This is a genomic window from Ktedonobacter sp. SOSP1-85 (assembly GCF_016587415.1).
Lineage (GTDB): Bacteria > Chloroflexota > Ktedonobacteria > Ktedonobacterales > Ktedonobacteraceae > Ktedonobacter.
The window spans coordinates 3,539,708-3,554,406 of record NZ_BNJI01000001.1 but is presented as its reverse complement, the minus strand read 5'-3'; the positions used below and the strand labels follow the sequence as shown (position 1 = coordinate 3,554,406).

Below are 14,699 nucleotides of genomic sequence, written 5' to 3'. Positions count from 1 at the left end.
TCTCCTGCGTTCCTCTCCTTCTACTTTCCCGGCCAGGTCTCTGGCACGGGATCGTAGGAATCACCGTGATAAAAGGGTTGGCAGCGCCCGATGCGCTTCGCTGTAAGCCAGCCGCCACGGAAGAAGCCGAAACGATCAATTGCCTCGTATCCATATTGGGAACACGAGGGTGTAAAACGGCACGAAGGCGGCATCACTACCGACAGAGTGCGCTGATACAAGCGAATTAAGCCAAGTGCGATATATTTCACAATGACAGGATACCTTTACCGATGGTCAGGCTTCTTATGCGAAAACCAGCGCCACTGTTGTGGCTAGCGCTTCGTCCCCATTCGGGGACCACCTAACCCCCATTCGGGGCAAGCGGTGGCAGGCAAGCGCTCAGGTTTCCTGGGAGGCACTAAGCCTTGTATCGTCTACCACGGGAGCAGGGACCAGGAGCTGAGCCCTACGAAGCAGGAGACGAATGTCCTGTTTCAACGTAGAAAGATCGGCAACAATAACGCGTTTGCCTGTACGAGCGTCAGTGCCCACCACCTGGTGGCGCGCAGTGAGGACGAGGTCATATCCCGGAGGGATTTCGTGCCAGAGCGATCTGACCGCCTCGGAGAGCAAGCGTTTAATAGTGTTACGGGTGGTCGCGTTCTTGGATATGCGTTTGCTTACCACGAACCCCACCCTGGTAATTGCGACATTAGATTCTAAATCGGATTCTAAATGCGATTCTGGATGTGGTGACCAGGCGAGAATAAGCAGCCGAGACGAAACGCTCTGCCTCTGCTGCCTAACCCGCTGAAAGTCACCGTTTTTGCGTAAGCGTTGAGCACGTCGAAGTGCCACTCTATGACTCCTTACACGAAAACCAACGCCGCTCTCGCGGCTAGCGCTCACGCGCTCAGGTTTTCGAGAGGCACTGAACCGTCCGTTCTTGCGAAAAGCTAGACCGTCAGGCTCCAGCGTCCCTTGGCTCGACGAGCCTTGAGAACGCGGCGCCCATTGCGGGTATGCATGCGCTTCATAAAGCCGTGTTCGCGCTTACGCGGAATGCGCTTGGGTTGCCATGTGCGTTTCATGAACAAGCCACCTCCACTTTCAATATCCCGTAGATTATAACGAGTATTATGTATGCTGTCAATTAGCCAGGGCCAAGTGGACCGACGCTACTAAAGTACGCGTCTACATATAGAACGCGCATATGTAGACGCGTACTTTAGTAGCGTCGTCCACGCCGCACATACTATTGCAAGACAGGCTAGGAGGTCTTAAAGCGCAGCAGGACACGGCCGAAACGTACCTCGTCATTGTCCTGAAGAGGAGTTGGCGTCTTGCTGGCCAGGCGCTGGCGATTCAAGAAAGTGAAATTGGTACTATTCTCGTCCTCAACCATATACTGGCCATTCTCGACAAAGATGCGAGCATGCAAGCGCGAGACACCGCCCTCTTCACCACCATGTGGGGTGAGATCGACATCGGGATAGATGTTGCTGACCGCGTCTTCGCGACCAACCGTCACGTTCTCTTTACCACTCAGATCAAACTCCTGGTTATCGGCCTCAACAATCAGGCGGGCGTGTAGCGCCGCAGGAGCGGAGGCCGGGGAAGCGGGAGCCTGCTGAGGTGGCTCAGAGGGCGCGGAAGGCGCTGGAGGTGGGGTCTGCACAGCAGCGGGCGCGCCCTGAAGGCTCGCGCCACAGCTCGAACAGAAGGCCTCACCAGCGGGATTGCTCGCGCCACAGGATGGGCAGGTCTGAGTACCGGTCGCCGTATCGGCGGGAGCAGCAGCGGGTTCCGCCGGAGCGGTCGCGGTCGCAACCGGGGCCACTGTGGGTTCCGCGCTGTTCAGCGGCTCTCCGCATTCATCGCAGAAAGCCGACCCATCTGGATTTTCATGTCCAAGCGAACATCGTACTGACATTGTTATATCCTTCCTCTTCTCTATGTAGTTATCGGCAAGAGTGTGCGCAGGTTAAGTAGTTGCACCTCTATGGCAACAGGTCATCGAGACGCTGCGTGAGTTTACGTGTCTTATTGCCAATCGACTTCACCTGCTCCTGGGAGATCTGCTGGCCCTGGTTCAATTGCTCAAGGGCCGCCTGTGTCTCCTGATCGAGAACACGGGTCACATTGGGAGCGAGTTTCGTCGTCGCCTTACCGGTCCGCTTGTACTCGTCGAGGACGCGTGTCACCAGGCGATTGGCGTTGGCCTTCTCCGCGTAGTTCATGACCAGCGCGTTGACCTGAGCGGCCTGATTGGCATCGTTGGTGAAGCTGACGGTGATGTTCTGCCGCACGCGCTCGCCAATGACATTGGTGACCGGGACATCATAGGAGAGTTCGGCCTGCGCGATACGGAAGAGGCCAGCCGGGCGTGGATCAATCATCAGCTCGACCAGGACGGACTGGGCCGTATCTTTCTCCAGATCGCCCAGGGGCACCACCACGCGGCGGTCGGAGAGGGCCGAGGGATCGATATCGCGAATAAGCGGCAGGACCCTGACGGCCTTGCGGGGCGAGACGCCCGCGGGTAGGTTCAGCGTGATGACGGCGTTACGCACGGCAACAGCCACGGCACTCTGCACCTGCTGCTCAAAGATGGTCATGGCATCATTTGGTGAGCGGATAAACTCAGCGGGCGTACCACCGCTGAGCTGGCCGACATCATCGAGAAGGTTCTCGTCCCAGTCGGCACCGATACCTAGCGGATAGATGGAGATGCCAGCGGCCGCGGCATCACGCGCGAGCTGGCGGCAGCGATCAGTATCACCATAGGTCACGCCATCGGTGAGCAGGATCATGCGGCTCACGGCGTTGGGGATGTTCCAGCGGCGTAGCTCGCCCAGGCTCTGGATCATACCCAGCGACATGGTGGTGCCGCCCGCGTCCTGAATGCGATCAATGGCGGCCTTCATACCAACGGGATCGTTGGCTGGCATCGAGGGAATAATGACCTGAGCAGAATCGTCAAAGATGACGACCGAAATGTAGTCACTTGGCTCCAGACGGTCAATGACCATCTTGACAGCTTCCTTCACATTGCGCAGCTTCGCGCCCTTCATCGAGCCAGAATGGTCGATGACCAGGGAGAAGTTCAAGGGCATACGCACCTGAGCCATAATATCGCTTGGTTTGGCTTCTAGCAGCACATATGCGAGCTGGCTTCCGCCAGTTACTGGCATATATTCTTTCCCTACCTGGGATGTCAGAGTTACCTCTCCGGGCATAGTCTGTCAGCTCCTTTCGCCATCGGCTGGCCCTAGTATATCATATAGAGCCGTGAGTTCAGCTTATTGATGTTTTTAATTTGTGGGAGACTGGTTTCGTATTCCGCCCACCAACAGTGCTCCGCACCTAGCCTACCGGCTCAGGTGGGCGGAAAGGAGACCCCACACCCCGGTTTGAATTTCTTTAGCGCACAAAAACCACGACCGCACTCACGTTATCCTCACCCCCGTTAATGTTGGCGGTCTCAATCAAATGCGAGCAGGCAGTTTGTGGATCGGGTGCATTATTTAGAATCTCTTCCATCTGTGGATCACGTACCATCTCCCAGAGGCCATCTGAGCAACTGAGCAGGACATCACCGGGATGCACCTGTTGCTTGATAATATCGATCTGGACATTGAGCTTATCACCCAGGCTACGGAAGATCTGATTGCGCTGTGGGTGTGTATAGACTTCGTCCGGCTCGATCATACCGCCCGCGACCAGCTGGCCAACCAGGGAGTGGTCCGTCGTCAATTTATAGAGTTTGCTATCACGCAGGAGGTAGGTGCGACTATCCCCTACATTGAGGATATACGCAAAATCCCCCACTAACATAAAACCAGTGATGGTGCAACCCATGTCGGTCTTGTTCTGCTGATTGGCCTGGCAGATGGTGGCGTTGGCATCTTCGACCGCGTCATGCAGCAGTGTCACCAGGGAATCCTCGTCGTGCGCGGCCTCCTGGCCCGCCTGCTCGGCAGAGAGAGATGCGAGCAGTAGTTCGTGGAGCATACGCTCGCTGATACTGCGAATGGCGGTACGACTGGCGAGTTGTCCGTTGTCATGTCCGCCCATGCCGTCGGCGACGATATAGAGGCCCAGCGGCGTTGAGAAAGATTCATGGTTACGCTGCAACTGGAGCACCAGGGTGCTGTCTTCGTTAGGTTCGCTGCGGCGCATATTGCCAGCGTCGGAGTCGCCAGCGGCAAGCACATGCACACCATTGGGGAAGGACGATTGCAGGGTCTGCTGCTGCTCAATCACATAGGTATGACCATTGGCGACAAAAGTATCGAGAATGGCGTCATGTACGAGATTCGCGTCGGCCTGCCCAGAGGACGAGGCGAGGAACTCACGCATCGTATATGTGGCATCCTGTAAGTTCGCGCCACACTCCGAGCAGAAGTCATCTTCCTCGGTATTCTCGGTCGAGCCGCAGTTCCAGCAGCGCTTGTAGCCCTGGTGGTCGACCACCCGGTAGAGGCGACTTCCCTCCTCATCAGCCAGTTGTTCCGCGACCTCGTAGCGATTATTGAGCAGTGTGCCCTCCGCCAGCGGTCCCTCCTGCTCGTTGGTCGCCTCGCCTGTCGTTGACGCGGCCTGAGCCTCGGTATAGGCGCCCTGGGGAGGTTCCTGTTCAGGTACGGCTGGCGTGGGTAGCTCTTGCTGATTCTGCTCCGTCGTATGTGTATCGTGCGGTGGTGTCACCTGCTCCATTACAACCTCTGCATTTCCAGTGGGAGAGGCGGCGCTTGCAGCGTGCTCCTCCCCATAACGATCATCTTCTTCATGGGTCACGCTCTCCGAGAAGGCGCCCGGCTGAGCATACGCGGGAACAGTGCCATACTCTTCCCCAGTTGAAGAGAAGAGCGCGGCGCTCTCCTGCGGCGTCATCAGTACCGTTGGCGTCTCGGAAATATCCTGCTGCTCGGGGGTAAAGGCGAAGGCGCCAGCCTCGTCAGGCGAAATTTCTTTCGGCACAGGCGACATCATCATGGTTGGCGCATCGGCGATATCTCCCTCATGAGAAGGTTGGGCCTGTCCCTGATGATCGCGCTCCAGCTCTTGCTGCCAGCGGCGCGACTGATACTCCACCATTTTCTCAGGCGAGAGAATTTGGGTCGGAGCCTGGCTTAGATCTTCCTCAGAAGCCGGTCCAGACGCGACCACTTCGATAAACTGATCCTCGTCCTCCTCAGGCGCTGGAGAGGAGGATGCTTCCTGAGAAGGGGGGGCAGAGCCGTTCGCGGTCGCCTGCTTCTCATCGAGCGGAGAGTCTGAAGGGGTAGGTGCGGCTTCGGGAGCCGCGACCTCCTGAGCAGGCTCGGCAGGAAGAACCTGCCCGCACCCCTTACAGAACTTGGCGTTTGCACGATTTGATGTATGACATGACGGACAGAGCATTCTGCCCTCCTTCTTTGCTTCATTTGCAGTGAATTGATGTAGGGTCCATGCTTGCATGGACTCTTGCACCCCAGAGTGAAATCCGGGAGGAAACATATCGCTGCGCTTGGAGTCCATGCAAGCATGGACCCTACAACTTTGCGAACACACCGTTTTAGATCTGTTTCAGTAGACGTAAGGCCTCGGCATTAGTGCGATCGCGCTTGAGTGCTTCGTCAAGCATCTGGCGCGCCTCAGCCTTGCGATTTAACTTCAGGTAACAGTTCGCCAGAGCACTATAGATGTTCGGATTTTGGGCACCGGTTTTGCGGGCGCGCTCAAACGCGCTCACGGCATACTTCCACTCTTTAGCACGCATATGGGCGCGTCCCAGTTGATACCAGGCCTCCCAGGAGCTAGCATCAATCTGGACGGCGTGGCGCAGGGCCTCAATGGACTCGCGAGTGCGCTTGGTTTCTCCATAGAGGCGTCCCAGGGCCACGAGCATCAGAGCGTGTTCCGGGCTCAGGCGCAGGCCTTCGCGTAAGTACGATTCCGCATCGCGAAAGGATCCCTGCTCCAATGAGGTCAGGCCGAGTTGATAATAGACCGCTGGGTCATCGGGATTGAGCGAGAGCGCCTTCTTGAAGGACTGCCCGGCCTGTGGCAAGAGACTGAGATCGCGATAGCACATCCCGAGCTGGAAGTAGGCGTTGAAGGATGTATGCGAGTGCTGCAGTGCCGCTTCAAACTGCTCGGCAGCATACTTCATATTCTCCTGCGAGAGCTTTTGATCGATATCGCGCACAGAGAGGCCGTACTGGCGGTAGGCGCGCCCCAGATTATAGAGAATATCATAAGGTGTTCCACCCTGGGACAGAGCAAGCTTCAGCTGGTTAACGGCCTCGGCGTAATTCTTATTATTCAAGGCCTGCAAGCCAGCACGATAAGCCACCGTGGGATCGCTGGCCGGGGCCACGCCATTAGAGGGAGCCACCGGGCGCGCCTGAATGCTGCCACCTGAGCCAACCGGGCGGGCGAGAATAGATGAAGAGCGTGCCTGAAGTGGCTGGCGCACGGGTCGCGCGAGAATAGGCTGACTCATCCGCGCCTGTGGCGGAGGAACAGCCCCCTGCACGAGCTGGTAGCCATCGCGCTTGCAGAACTTGGCGCCGGGTCGGTTGTGAAAGCCGCAGCGTGGGCAGATCGGGCCAGCCGCCGTCACAGTTGACGCGGGCTGGGCCTTGACCGTAATCGTCGTTGCCGGTGACATGGCGGGAATCTGTACTGTTGGCACGGCGACATGCGCCTGAACCGAGGCGGGCAGGCAGGAGAGCAGGGCATTGCGCATGGCCTCGGCACTCTGGAAGCGCTGTTCTCGATCCTGCTGCATGGCCTTAATAATTACCTGCTCGACGGGACAGATGCGCTTCCCGCCCACCTCACGCGCCAGCAGGCGCGGATTTTTGGCTAGAATACTGCCAGGAGCAGGCGTTTGAATCGGATCTGGCTCATAGTTGGTCAACAGGTGAAATATCGTCGCGCCAAGCGAGTAGATATCGGCACGAGCATCGGTCTGGACCGGGCGACCGGGATTCTGTACTGAGCGACGCTGTCCTGGAGTGGTAATCGAACCCAGATGCTCTGGCGAGGCATAGGAGATGGTGCCCAGGTTCTCTGTATTCGTACGCTTATTGGGATCAAAGCGGCGCGCAATGCCAAAGTCGATCAGTTGCACCTCGTTATCGGGGGTAATCATGATATTCCCTGGCTTGAGGTCGCGCAGGATGATGGGCGGCGTACGCGAATGAATATAGGTCAAGGCCTCGCAGACCTGCATCATCCACTTAACGACCTGTTCCTCTGGCAGTGGGCCATGGCTATCTTCGAGAATCTTCTCCAGGCTGCGCCCGGGCACAAACTCCATGGCGAAGTAGTAGTTCCCGCGATCCTGAAAAGGAAGCATCAAGGCCGCGATCCGTGGATGCTTTAGGCTCCGTAGGAGCGCGATCTCTTTATTGAAGCGCTCGACGGCTGAGTTGCGCTCTTCCTCGCTGGTATTGGGGCTGATGAGCAACTCTTTAACGGCGTAGTAGTAGGGAGGATTCGTACCAAGCTGCTCAACCTTGTAGACGGTCCCCATACCACCTTCGCCAAGGATCTGAACAATCTTAAATTTACCGTCGAGTATCGTACCTATAGGGAGAGCCATACTCTACGCACTAAACCTTTCTTCGCAACGCTCCGCACGATGGCATAGTATGCTATAAAAACTATTCATCTTTTCCTGCCGCCTGCGGCGGCAAGAGGAAAAGAATTTGGGGACTGGTTCCTTATTCCGCTCACTACCCCCCATTCGGGGGCGCAGCGGCACTTTCGCACCTAGTCTATCGGCTCAAGTGAGCAGAGAGGAGGCCCCAAACCCCGCCAGGAGCTCCGCCCCTGGACCCTGTTTGTGCAAACTTGCACACCGAGTTAGCTAGTGAGCGCTTACCTGAACCACAACAGCGGTGATATTGTCCTCGCCACCGCCAGCATTCGCCAGCTCGATGAGCTTATCGCAGATGGCCTGTGGACTGGCCTGCATCTTCATTGTACTCTCAAGCTCCTCGGGATGAACCATCTCCCAGAGGCCATCAGAACAGAGCAAGAAGAGATCCCCTGCTTGAACCGTCTCATGGAAGATATCCACTTCCAGCGTTGAGCGACCAGCACCCAGCGAACGATAAATCAGATTACGATGAGGATGCGTATAGACCTCTTCCGGCTTGATCTGCTTGGTCTCGACCAGCTTGGCGACCAGAGAGTGATCCTTAGTAAGAGGGGTTAACGCTCCATTACGTAATAGATACGTACGACTGTCGCCAACGTTGCCAATATAAGCAAGATCATTCTGTATCAGCAGCGTAGTCACGGTGCTGCCCAGGCCACGCGCCTCGGATTGCTGCTCGCCGTAGCGCACGATCGCCTGGTTTGCTTGCTTGATCGCGGCCCGCAGTTGATCCTCTATGGCACTCGCCATCGTCGCTTCAGAGAGTTTATGAGTCTCGGCTTTAGAGGGCTTCCCAGTGGGAGACGAGGGACGCAACATGGAGCGATCAATCTTGATTGTGGGCTGATCCTGAATTGGCTTAAAAAACGTATCCATGGCCTTATTAATGGTTTCCACCGCCATGCGACTGGCAACTTCCCCCGCTTTATAGCCACCCATGCCGTCAGCGACTATAAATAGACCGCGATCACCATCCTCGGCAGATTCAACCCTGCGATATGGTCGATCTTCGTTTTGATCGCGTTGCTTGCCGACATCCGTCTTATCGGCAGCGAAGAGTTTTATGTGCATAGGTACGTACCTCATAGAAGCAGGAATGCGTAATGTAGTTTTCCATGCTCACTATAGCATATAGTAGTATTGATGACAATTGAAACATCGCAGATAGATTGATAAGTAAAAATTCTTTTATTTCTAGCCAGAGCAAGAACGTCGCTGAGAGTTCTTTTCTACAAGCCCATCAATTCATTTATACACTATGATTAGCTGTAGAGCCGATGATGGTTCGCCCGCGTGCATTCCCCTCCTTCTCATCCGCGCTCTGTTGCATATACGTGTTAACTACCTGCAAGGTTGGAAAAAAATAGAGAGAAGAGGTGATGTGCGGGCGTCTGCCCGCACATCACCTCTTCTCTCTATTTGTATCTATAATGGAGCTTGTTATTTCTCGCGGTCGTCTCTGGTGGAGCGGGCGCGGAAGTAGATGCGGATGCCTGTGCCTTTGAAGCTAAAGGCTTCGCGCAGGCGGTTCTCCATAAAGCGCTCATAGGAGAAGTGAACTGAGCGTGGATCGTTCACGAAGAAGACGAAGGTTGGCGGATTGACGCGTATCTGCGTCGCGTAGTAGACGCGCAGCGGCTTCATACCAGTCACATACGCGGGCGTCTGGCGGCGTTTGGCCTCCTGCACAACCTCATTCAGGCGCGCGGTCGGTACGCGCAGGTAGCGCATATCGGAGATCTTCAACGCGGTCTCTAGAATCGACTTGACGTGGTAACCGGTCTTGGCCGAGGCGAAGATAATGGGCGCATAGGGAATAAACTTCAGCTCGTTCATCAATACCTTGCGGTAGTGCTCGGCGTCGTCGATCTCCTCATCTGGCTGCGGATACTCGCCCTCGCGCTCGGCTTTGCGCTGCTCCTGCGCCAGGTCCCATTTATTGACCACCACGATCACGCCTTTGCCCATCTCGTGGATCGTACCCGCGATATGAGTATCCTGCGCCGTCAGGCCCTCGCTGGCGTCGATGAGCATCAGAGCCACATCACAGCGCTCGATGGCGCGGGTTGAGCGCAAGACGCTATATTTCTCCACGCCCACGCCCACGCGACCACGGCGGCGGATACCGGCTGTATCGACCAGTTTAATCTTCTGGTCCCCAAACTCAAGCTCGGTATCGATGGCATCACGGGTGGTGCCGGGGATATCGCTGACAATTGAGCGATTGACGCCCAGGATGGCGTTGAGCAGCGAGGATTTGCCGACGTTTGGACGCCCCACAATGGCGATACGCGGGGTCTGATCGTCTTCCTCTTCGTCCTCCTCAGAGACAGGAGGCAGCGCCTCGACGATCCTGTCCAGCAGGTCGCCGGTACCCGTACCCTGAATGGATGAGATATCGCTGGGCTCGCCCAGGCCCAGGCTATAGAACTCGACAACATCCAGGCGACGCGAGGCATTATCGGCCTTATTGGCCGCCAGGATGACCGGCTTAGTCGCGCGGCGGCGCAGCAGGTCGGCGACCTCATCATCAGCGGCGGTAATACCAGCGCGCGCGTCGACCATGAATACGATCACATCCGCCTCTTCGATGGCGAGTTGAGCCTGGCTCATGACGTGATCCATGATATCGCCTGGCTGTCCGGTCAGGCCGACCTGGCCGACAGGAATGCCCGTCCCCAGTTCCAGGCCACCAGTATCGATGAGCGTAAACTCACGACCGTTCCAATCAGTATCTCCATACAGACGATCACGGGTCGTACCGGGCATATCCTCAACAATGGCGACACGCTCGCCAATCATGCGATTAAAAAAAGTAGATTTACCGACATTAGGTCGGCCAACGATGGCAACAAGTGGCTTCATGTGTCGCCCTCCCACCCTTTCAGTGCAAACAAAAGATGATGTTAATTGTTAACATCATGTGCAAGTCGTTTCTGCCGCCTGCGGCGGCAGGAGGAGGGAAGAAATTGGGGACACCCCAAACCCCGCCAGGGGCGACTGCCCCTGGACCCCGTTCTTGAAAACTTACACATGGGGTTAATTAATTAGATAATAACTGCGTTCAATGTTATCTGGCGAATTCTCGAATCTTGACGCAGGCATTATAGCATAAAGTTTTACCGCTGGGTAATAAAGGGGACCAGCGTGTATGGATTATAGTCCATGCCAGCATGGACCCTACAGGGCCGTTGTAGGGTCCATGCTGGCATGGACTAACGCACTTATTAGTAGAAGAGTTCGGAGACGGAGCGGCCGTCGTGGATACGGGTGATCGCGCCAGCTAAGAGGCCCGCAACCGAGAGCACTGTCAGATTGGGCAGGCGATTGATGTCGGGAGGGGGAATCGAGTTTGTGATGACCAGTTCTTTCAGAGAGGCAGCGCGCAAGCGCTCGATGGCCGGGCCAGAGAAGATGCCATGGGTCGCGGAACAATAGATATCGCGCGCGCCCTGCTCGCGCACCACGCGGACAGCCTGCGTAATAGAGCCGGCGGTATCGATCTCATCGTCCACAATCAAGGCATTGCGGCCCGCGACATTGCCGATGATGCCCATGGCCTCAGTGATCCCCTCGTTGCCCAGGCGGCGCTTCTCAACGATTGCCAGGGGAACGTTCAGGCGGTCCGCCAGTTTGCGTGCTTTCTTGGCGAAGCCCTCGTCGGCAGAGACGATCGTCAGATCCTCGATCTGTTTCTGCGCGAAATACTCGGCCTGGATGGTCTGAGCGGTCAACTCATCAACCGGAATATTAAAGAAGCCCTGAATTTGCCCGGCGTGCATGTCCAGCGTCACCACGCGGTGGGCGCCCGCGACCGTAATACAATCAGCGACCAGGCGCGCCGTAATCGGCACACGTGGCTGATCCTTCTTGTCAGTACGGCCATAGGCGTAATAGGGAATGACGGCGGTGACACAAGCCGCCGAAGCCCGCTTAAGGGCATCAATCATAATGAGAAGCTCCATGATAGAGCGATTGACAGGCGAGCTAAAGGACTGAATAACAAAGACATCGTTCCCGCGGACATTCTCGTTTATTTTGACAAAAATATTTTCATTACTAAATTGAAAGACATCAGCCTCCCCTAGCGATATGCCTAGATGGTCGCATATCTCTATGGCAAGCTGGCGATTAGCGTTTCCAGTGAAAATGCTCAGTTCGCTCGTCAATGTGTTCAAGTGGCACCTCCTGAGTACCCCAGATTATACCATACTGACAAGCGCGACCGCAGGCACACCCCTTACCCCAGAGTGACACAGGCGTGAAGGAACCTCTGAGAAAGTGGCTTTTCATATGTATTGTTACACTTGACCTTTCTATACGATTGGTTCACTGAATATTCGCTAGCGAAATAAATTCTTAAGAATAGGACAATGACATGCAGCCTTTACGTTCCCTGGATGACAGGGATGAGATAGGGATTTCAGAGCTCTATCGGCAACATGCCTCCGCGCTTCTGACCCATCTACGGGCCAACCTGAAGTCGAGAGAGGATGCTGAAGATCTGCTCCTGGAGGTCTTTATCGCAGCCCTTGAACGCGATTCTCTGCGCGCACTCTCTCAAGAAGAGCAACGCTCCTGGCTCTGGCGGGTCGCCCGGAACAAACTGGTTGACCATTATCGCAAGAGAGCACGGCAGCAGAACCTGCCTTTAGAGGTTGCGAGCGACATGGTCTCCCCTGATGGGGAGTTCATACCCGAGTGGACGGTGCTGCGCAATGAGGAGCAACGCGACCTGATAACGGCCATTGAAGGCCTGCCTTCACTGCAAAAAGAGGTGCTGCTCTTACGCTACGTCGAAGGGCTGCGCTCACCAGAGATCGCGCGTATGCTGGGGAAACGAGATACAGCTGTACGGATGATCCTCTCACGCACTTTAAACCTGTTGCGCCAAACCTTCGAGAAACGACTGGGAGGAAGATAATGGAACATCAAGAGCAACCTTTTACACCTGAGCAAGTCGATGAGCAGGTAGAACAGCGTTTCAGCGACTTGCACACGCCCGAGGCCCAGTTTCACTCAGAGATGCAGCAGGTCACCCGGCAGATCCGCGAAGAGCATGATCGCTCCCTACAGCGGGTCGAACAACGCCTGATGAAATACGCTCGTACGCACGCTGAGTACGCGGCAGCCAAACCGGAAAAGCAGCCATCCTCGCCGCATACATTAAAACAAGGAAGATTACGCTTTATGGAAAAGAAGCAAGCCTCAACGTTTGCCCGACGTGTGACCACGTTGGTCGCGGTCTTTGTTATGGTTCTTCTTGTCGGCAGTTTGCTTGTCGTCCTAAACCTTTCACGGCAAACGACGGGCACAGGCTCAAAAGTCACTCCAACCGCAACCGCGACGCCCGTGAAGACCTATACCAGCGCCCAACGGCTCTGTCAATTCGCGAATGATAACAAAGCCACGCGCTTTGGCTCACTACAACCCTCGTTCGACTGGTCCGCCAACGGCCAGCTCGCGGCCACCTATGGAAATCTGGAGATCGTCAATGGAACGACGTGCATGCAGAAGCTACATCTTGACAATCACGGCACAAATGCCCTCTGGTCGCCCGATCATACCCGTCTGCTGAGCGAAACGGATAGTTCACAGCCACAGATAGTAGATGCTAGCACAGGCAAGGTCCTGACGACCTATGTACCCACCATTTATGGCACTGGTAGCGGCGGCGGCGGTTATATGACGCCAGTTGAGTCAGTCTGGTCCACAGATGGGACGCAGATCATCTCGCTCTTTGCTGGCCCGCCACACCACTGGACCATTCAGACCTGGAGTGCCAGCACAAGCAAGGTTGTCAGCACACCCCTGACGCAGAACGGAGACCTGATGTTTATGAGCCTATCGCCACACGGTACACACATCGCCATTAGCACGGGAAAGGATATCGAGATCTGGAATATCGCAACAAAAGCGCTGGTAAGCCATCTTCCAGCCAGCATCGATGATCAACATTCCTTCTCGCGAGCCTGGTCACCCGATGAGACAATGCTCGCCCTTGGCACGGCCGATAGCAACCATGTCAACATCTGGTCTGTGAGTGATGGGAAACAGATCGCCTCATTCGCGGACAAAAACATTGGTTCCCTGGCCTGGTCACCCGATGGGAAGTACCTGGCCGAGAGCAACACCATGATTCACCTCTGGGATGTACACGCGAAGAAAGTGGTGGCGACCTTTGGTGATAATCAGTGGGTTGCCAACCTGGCCTGGTCGCAGGACGGCAGCAAGATTGCTTCCTCAGCGGTCAAACAGGGCGATTTTACTAAAAACACGGTAAGCATCTGGAAGCTCTCATAAAGGGCAAAAGGTGCACCGCAGCAGAAGCAGGGAGGAGGCATGGCACGCCATGCCTCCTCCCTGCTTCTGTCTTATGACTCCACGGAGTCTTCGGGGCCAGTAATCAAGATGTGCAGGAAGCGGCGGATGGCCCAGAAGACCAGAAAGTAGATGAGCATCGCGATGAGCGTTGACCACTCAAAGGCCTGGTTCGGGTGCACCGAGAAGGGATGAACCAGCGTGCTAAAAGGAAAGAGGATAATATCGGTCAGTGAGTAGAGAAAGCCCGCGAAAAGGTTGATGGGATCGGCTCCAATGAGCTTGAGCAGGAAGCGCATTGCCAGCGTGACCTCCAGGACGGTCAAGAACCAGCGCAGGAAGTCATTGAGCTTGCCAATGGCATATTTTACGGTTCGGGCCTCTTCCTGACGCGTCTCCGCTATCTCTACCTCGGGGCCTGGCTCATCGGCCGCAGGCGAAGGGGGCGACGCTGGCTTCATAGGAAGATCATCCATGCGCCCCGTACGCGAGGGCTGTACACTCGTTGGCTCATTGGGATAGGGATTATTATTGCGCATCCTGCCATTCCTCCAACAACTTATACAAAAACCAATCCCCATTCGGGGACGCGGCGCCACTGCCGTGGCTAGCGCTCCCCCCATTCGGGGGCAAGCGCACTCAGGTTTTTCGAAAGGCAACAAACCTCAACAACAATTGCCTGAAAGCGCAGAGACAAACAGTTCAGCAATTGTTTGCCTGCATGGATTATAACATCTCG

General features: G+C 55.8%; 13 protein-coding genes. 2 read left to right on the top strand and 11 right to left on the bottom strand.

Going from position 1 to position 14,699, the window contains the following annotated elements:
• Window positions 1–20 precede the first annotated feature (20 nt).
• The 10 genes from yidD to KTE_RS14750 form a co-directional block, all read right to left on the bottom strand.
• Window positions 21–251: a membrane protein insertion efficiency factor YidD gene (yidD, locus tag KTE_RS14795; RefSeq protein ID WP_007912653.1), complete on the bottom strand. Its 231-nt coding sequence runs from the start codon at window positions 249–251 to the stop codon at window positions 21–23.
• Window positions 252–381: 130 nt separating this feature from the next.
• Window positions 382–840, bottom strand: coding sequence for a ribonuclease P protein component (rnpA, locus tag KTE_RS14790; RefSeq protein WP_201382089.1), 459 nt, complete (start codon window positions 838–840; stop codon window positions 382–384).
• 98 nt (window positions 841–938) lie between these two features.
• The gene (gene rpmH, locus KTE_RS14785; protein ID WP_007912655.1) at window positions 939–1,073 is read right to left on the bottom strand and encodes a 50S ribosomal protein L34; all 135 of its coding nucleotides are present in this window, start codon (window positions 1,071–1,073) and stop codon (window positions 939–941) included.
• 179 nt (window positions 1,074–1,252) lie between these two features.
• Window positions 1,253–1,915 (bottom strand): FHA domain-containing protein, encoded by a 663-nt coding sequence (locus tag KTE_RS14780; RefSeq protein WP_201382087.1) that lies wholly within the window; start codon window positions 1,913–1,915, stop codon window positions 1,253–1,255.
• Between the two features lie 67 nt (window positions 1,916–1,982).
• A complete protein-coding gene (locus KTE_RS14775; RefSeq protein WP_007912659.1) occupies window positions 1,983–3,221 on the bottom strand; it encodes a VWA domain-containing protein in 1,239 nt (412 codons plus the stop codon).
• Between the two features lie 184 nt (window positions 3,222–3,405).
• Window positions 3,406–5,388, bottom strand: coding sequence for a protein phosphatase 2C domain-containing protein (locus KTE_RS14770; RefSeq protein WP_201382085.1), 1,983 nt, complete (start codon window positions 5,386–5,388; stop codon window positions 3,406–3,408).
• A 154-nt stretch (window positions 5,389–5,542) separates the two neighbouring features.
• Complete coding sequence (locus KTE_RS14765; RefSeq protein WP_201382083.1) at window positions 5,543–7,579, bottom strand: protein kinase; 2,037 nt, start codon at window positions 7,577–7,579, stop codon at window positions 5,543–5,545.
• Window positions 7,580–7,846: 267 nt separating this feature from the next.
• Window positions 7,847–8,710: a PP2C family serine/threonine-protein phosphatase gene (locus KTE_RS14760; protein WP_201382081.1), complete on the bottom strand. Its 864-nt coding sequence runs from the start codon at window positions 8,708–8,710 to the stop codon at window positions 7,847–7,849.
• A gap of 369 nt (window positions 8,711–9,079) precedes the next feature.
• Window positions 9,080–10,504, bottom strand: a complete 1,425-nt coding sequence (gene der, locus KTE_RS14755; protein ID WP_201382079.1) for a ribosome biogenesis GTPase Der — start codon at window positions 10,502–10,504, stop codon at window positions 9,080–9,082.
• A 362-nt stretch (window positions 10,505–10,866) separates the two neighbouring features.
• Entirely contained in the window at window positions 10,867–11,817 is a 951-nt protein-coding gene (locus KTE_RS14750; protein WP_201382077.1) for a ribose-phosphate pyrophosphokinase, read from the bottom strand.
• 200 nt (window positions 11,818–12,017) lie between these two features.
• Between KTE_RS14750 and KTE_RS14745 the strand changes: the two genes are divergently transcribed.
• On the top strand, window positions 12,018–12,563 hold the full coding sequence (locus KTE_RS14745) for an RNA polymerase sigma factor (RefSeq protein ID WP_201382075.1): 546 nt from the start codon (window positions 12,018–12,020) through the stop codon (window positions 12,561–12,563).
• Entirely contained in the window at window positions 12,563–13,942 is a 1,380-nt protein-coding gene (locus KTE_RS14740) for a WD40 repeat domain-containing protein (protein ID WP_201382073.1), read from the top strand. The genes KTE_RS14745 and KTE_RS14740 overlap by 1 nt, the downstream gene beginning before the upstream one ends.
• 71 nt (window positions 13,943–14,013) lie before the next feature.
• On the opposite strand, the gene KTE_RS14735 is transcribed toward KTE_RS14740, so the two are convergent.
• Window positions 14,014–14,499: a YggT family protein gene (locus KTE_RS14735; RefSeq protein ID WP_201382071.1), complete on the bottom strand. Its 486-nt coding sequence runs from the start codon at window positions 14,497–14,499 to the stop codon at window positions 14,014–14,016.
• Window positions 14,500–14,699: the final 200 nt, after the last annotated feature.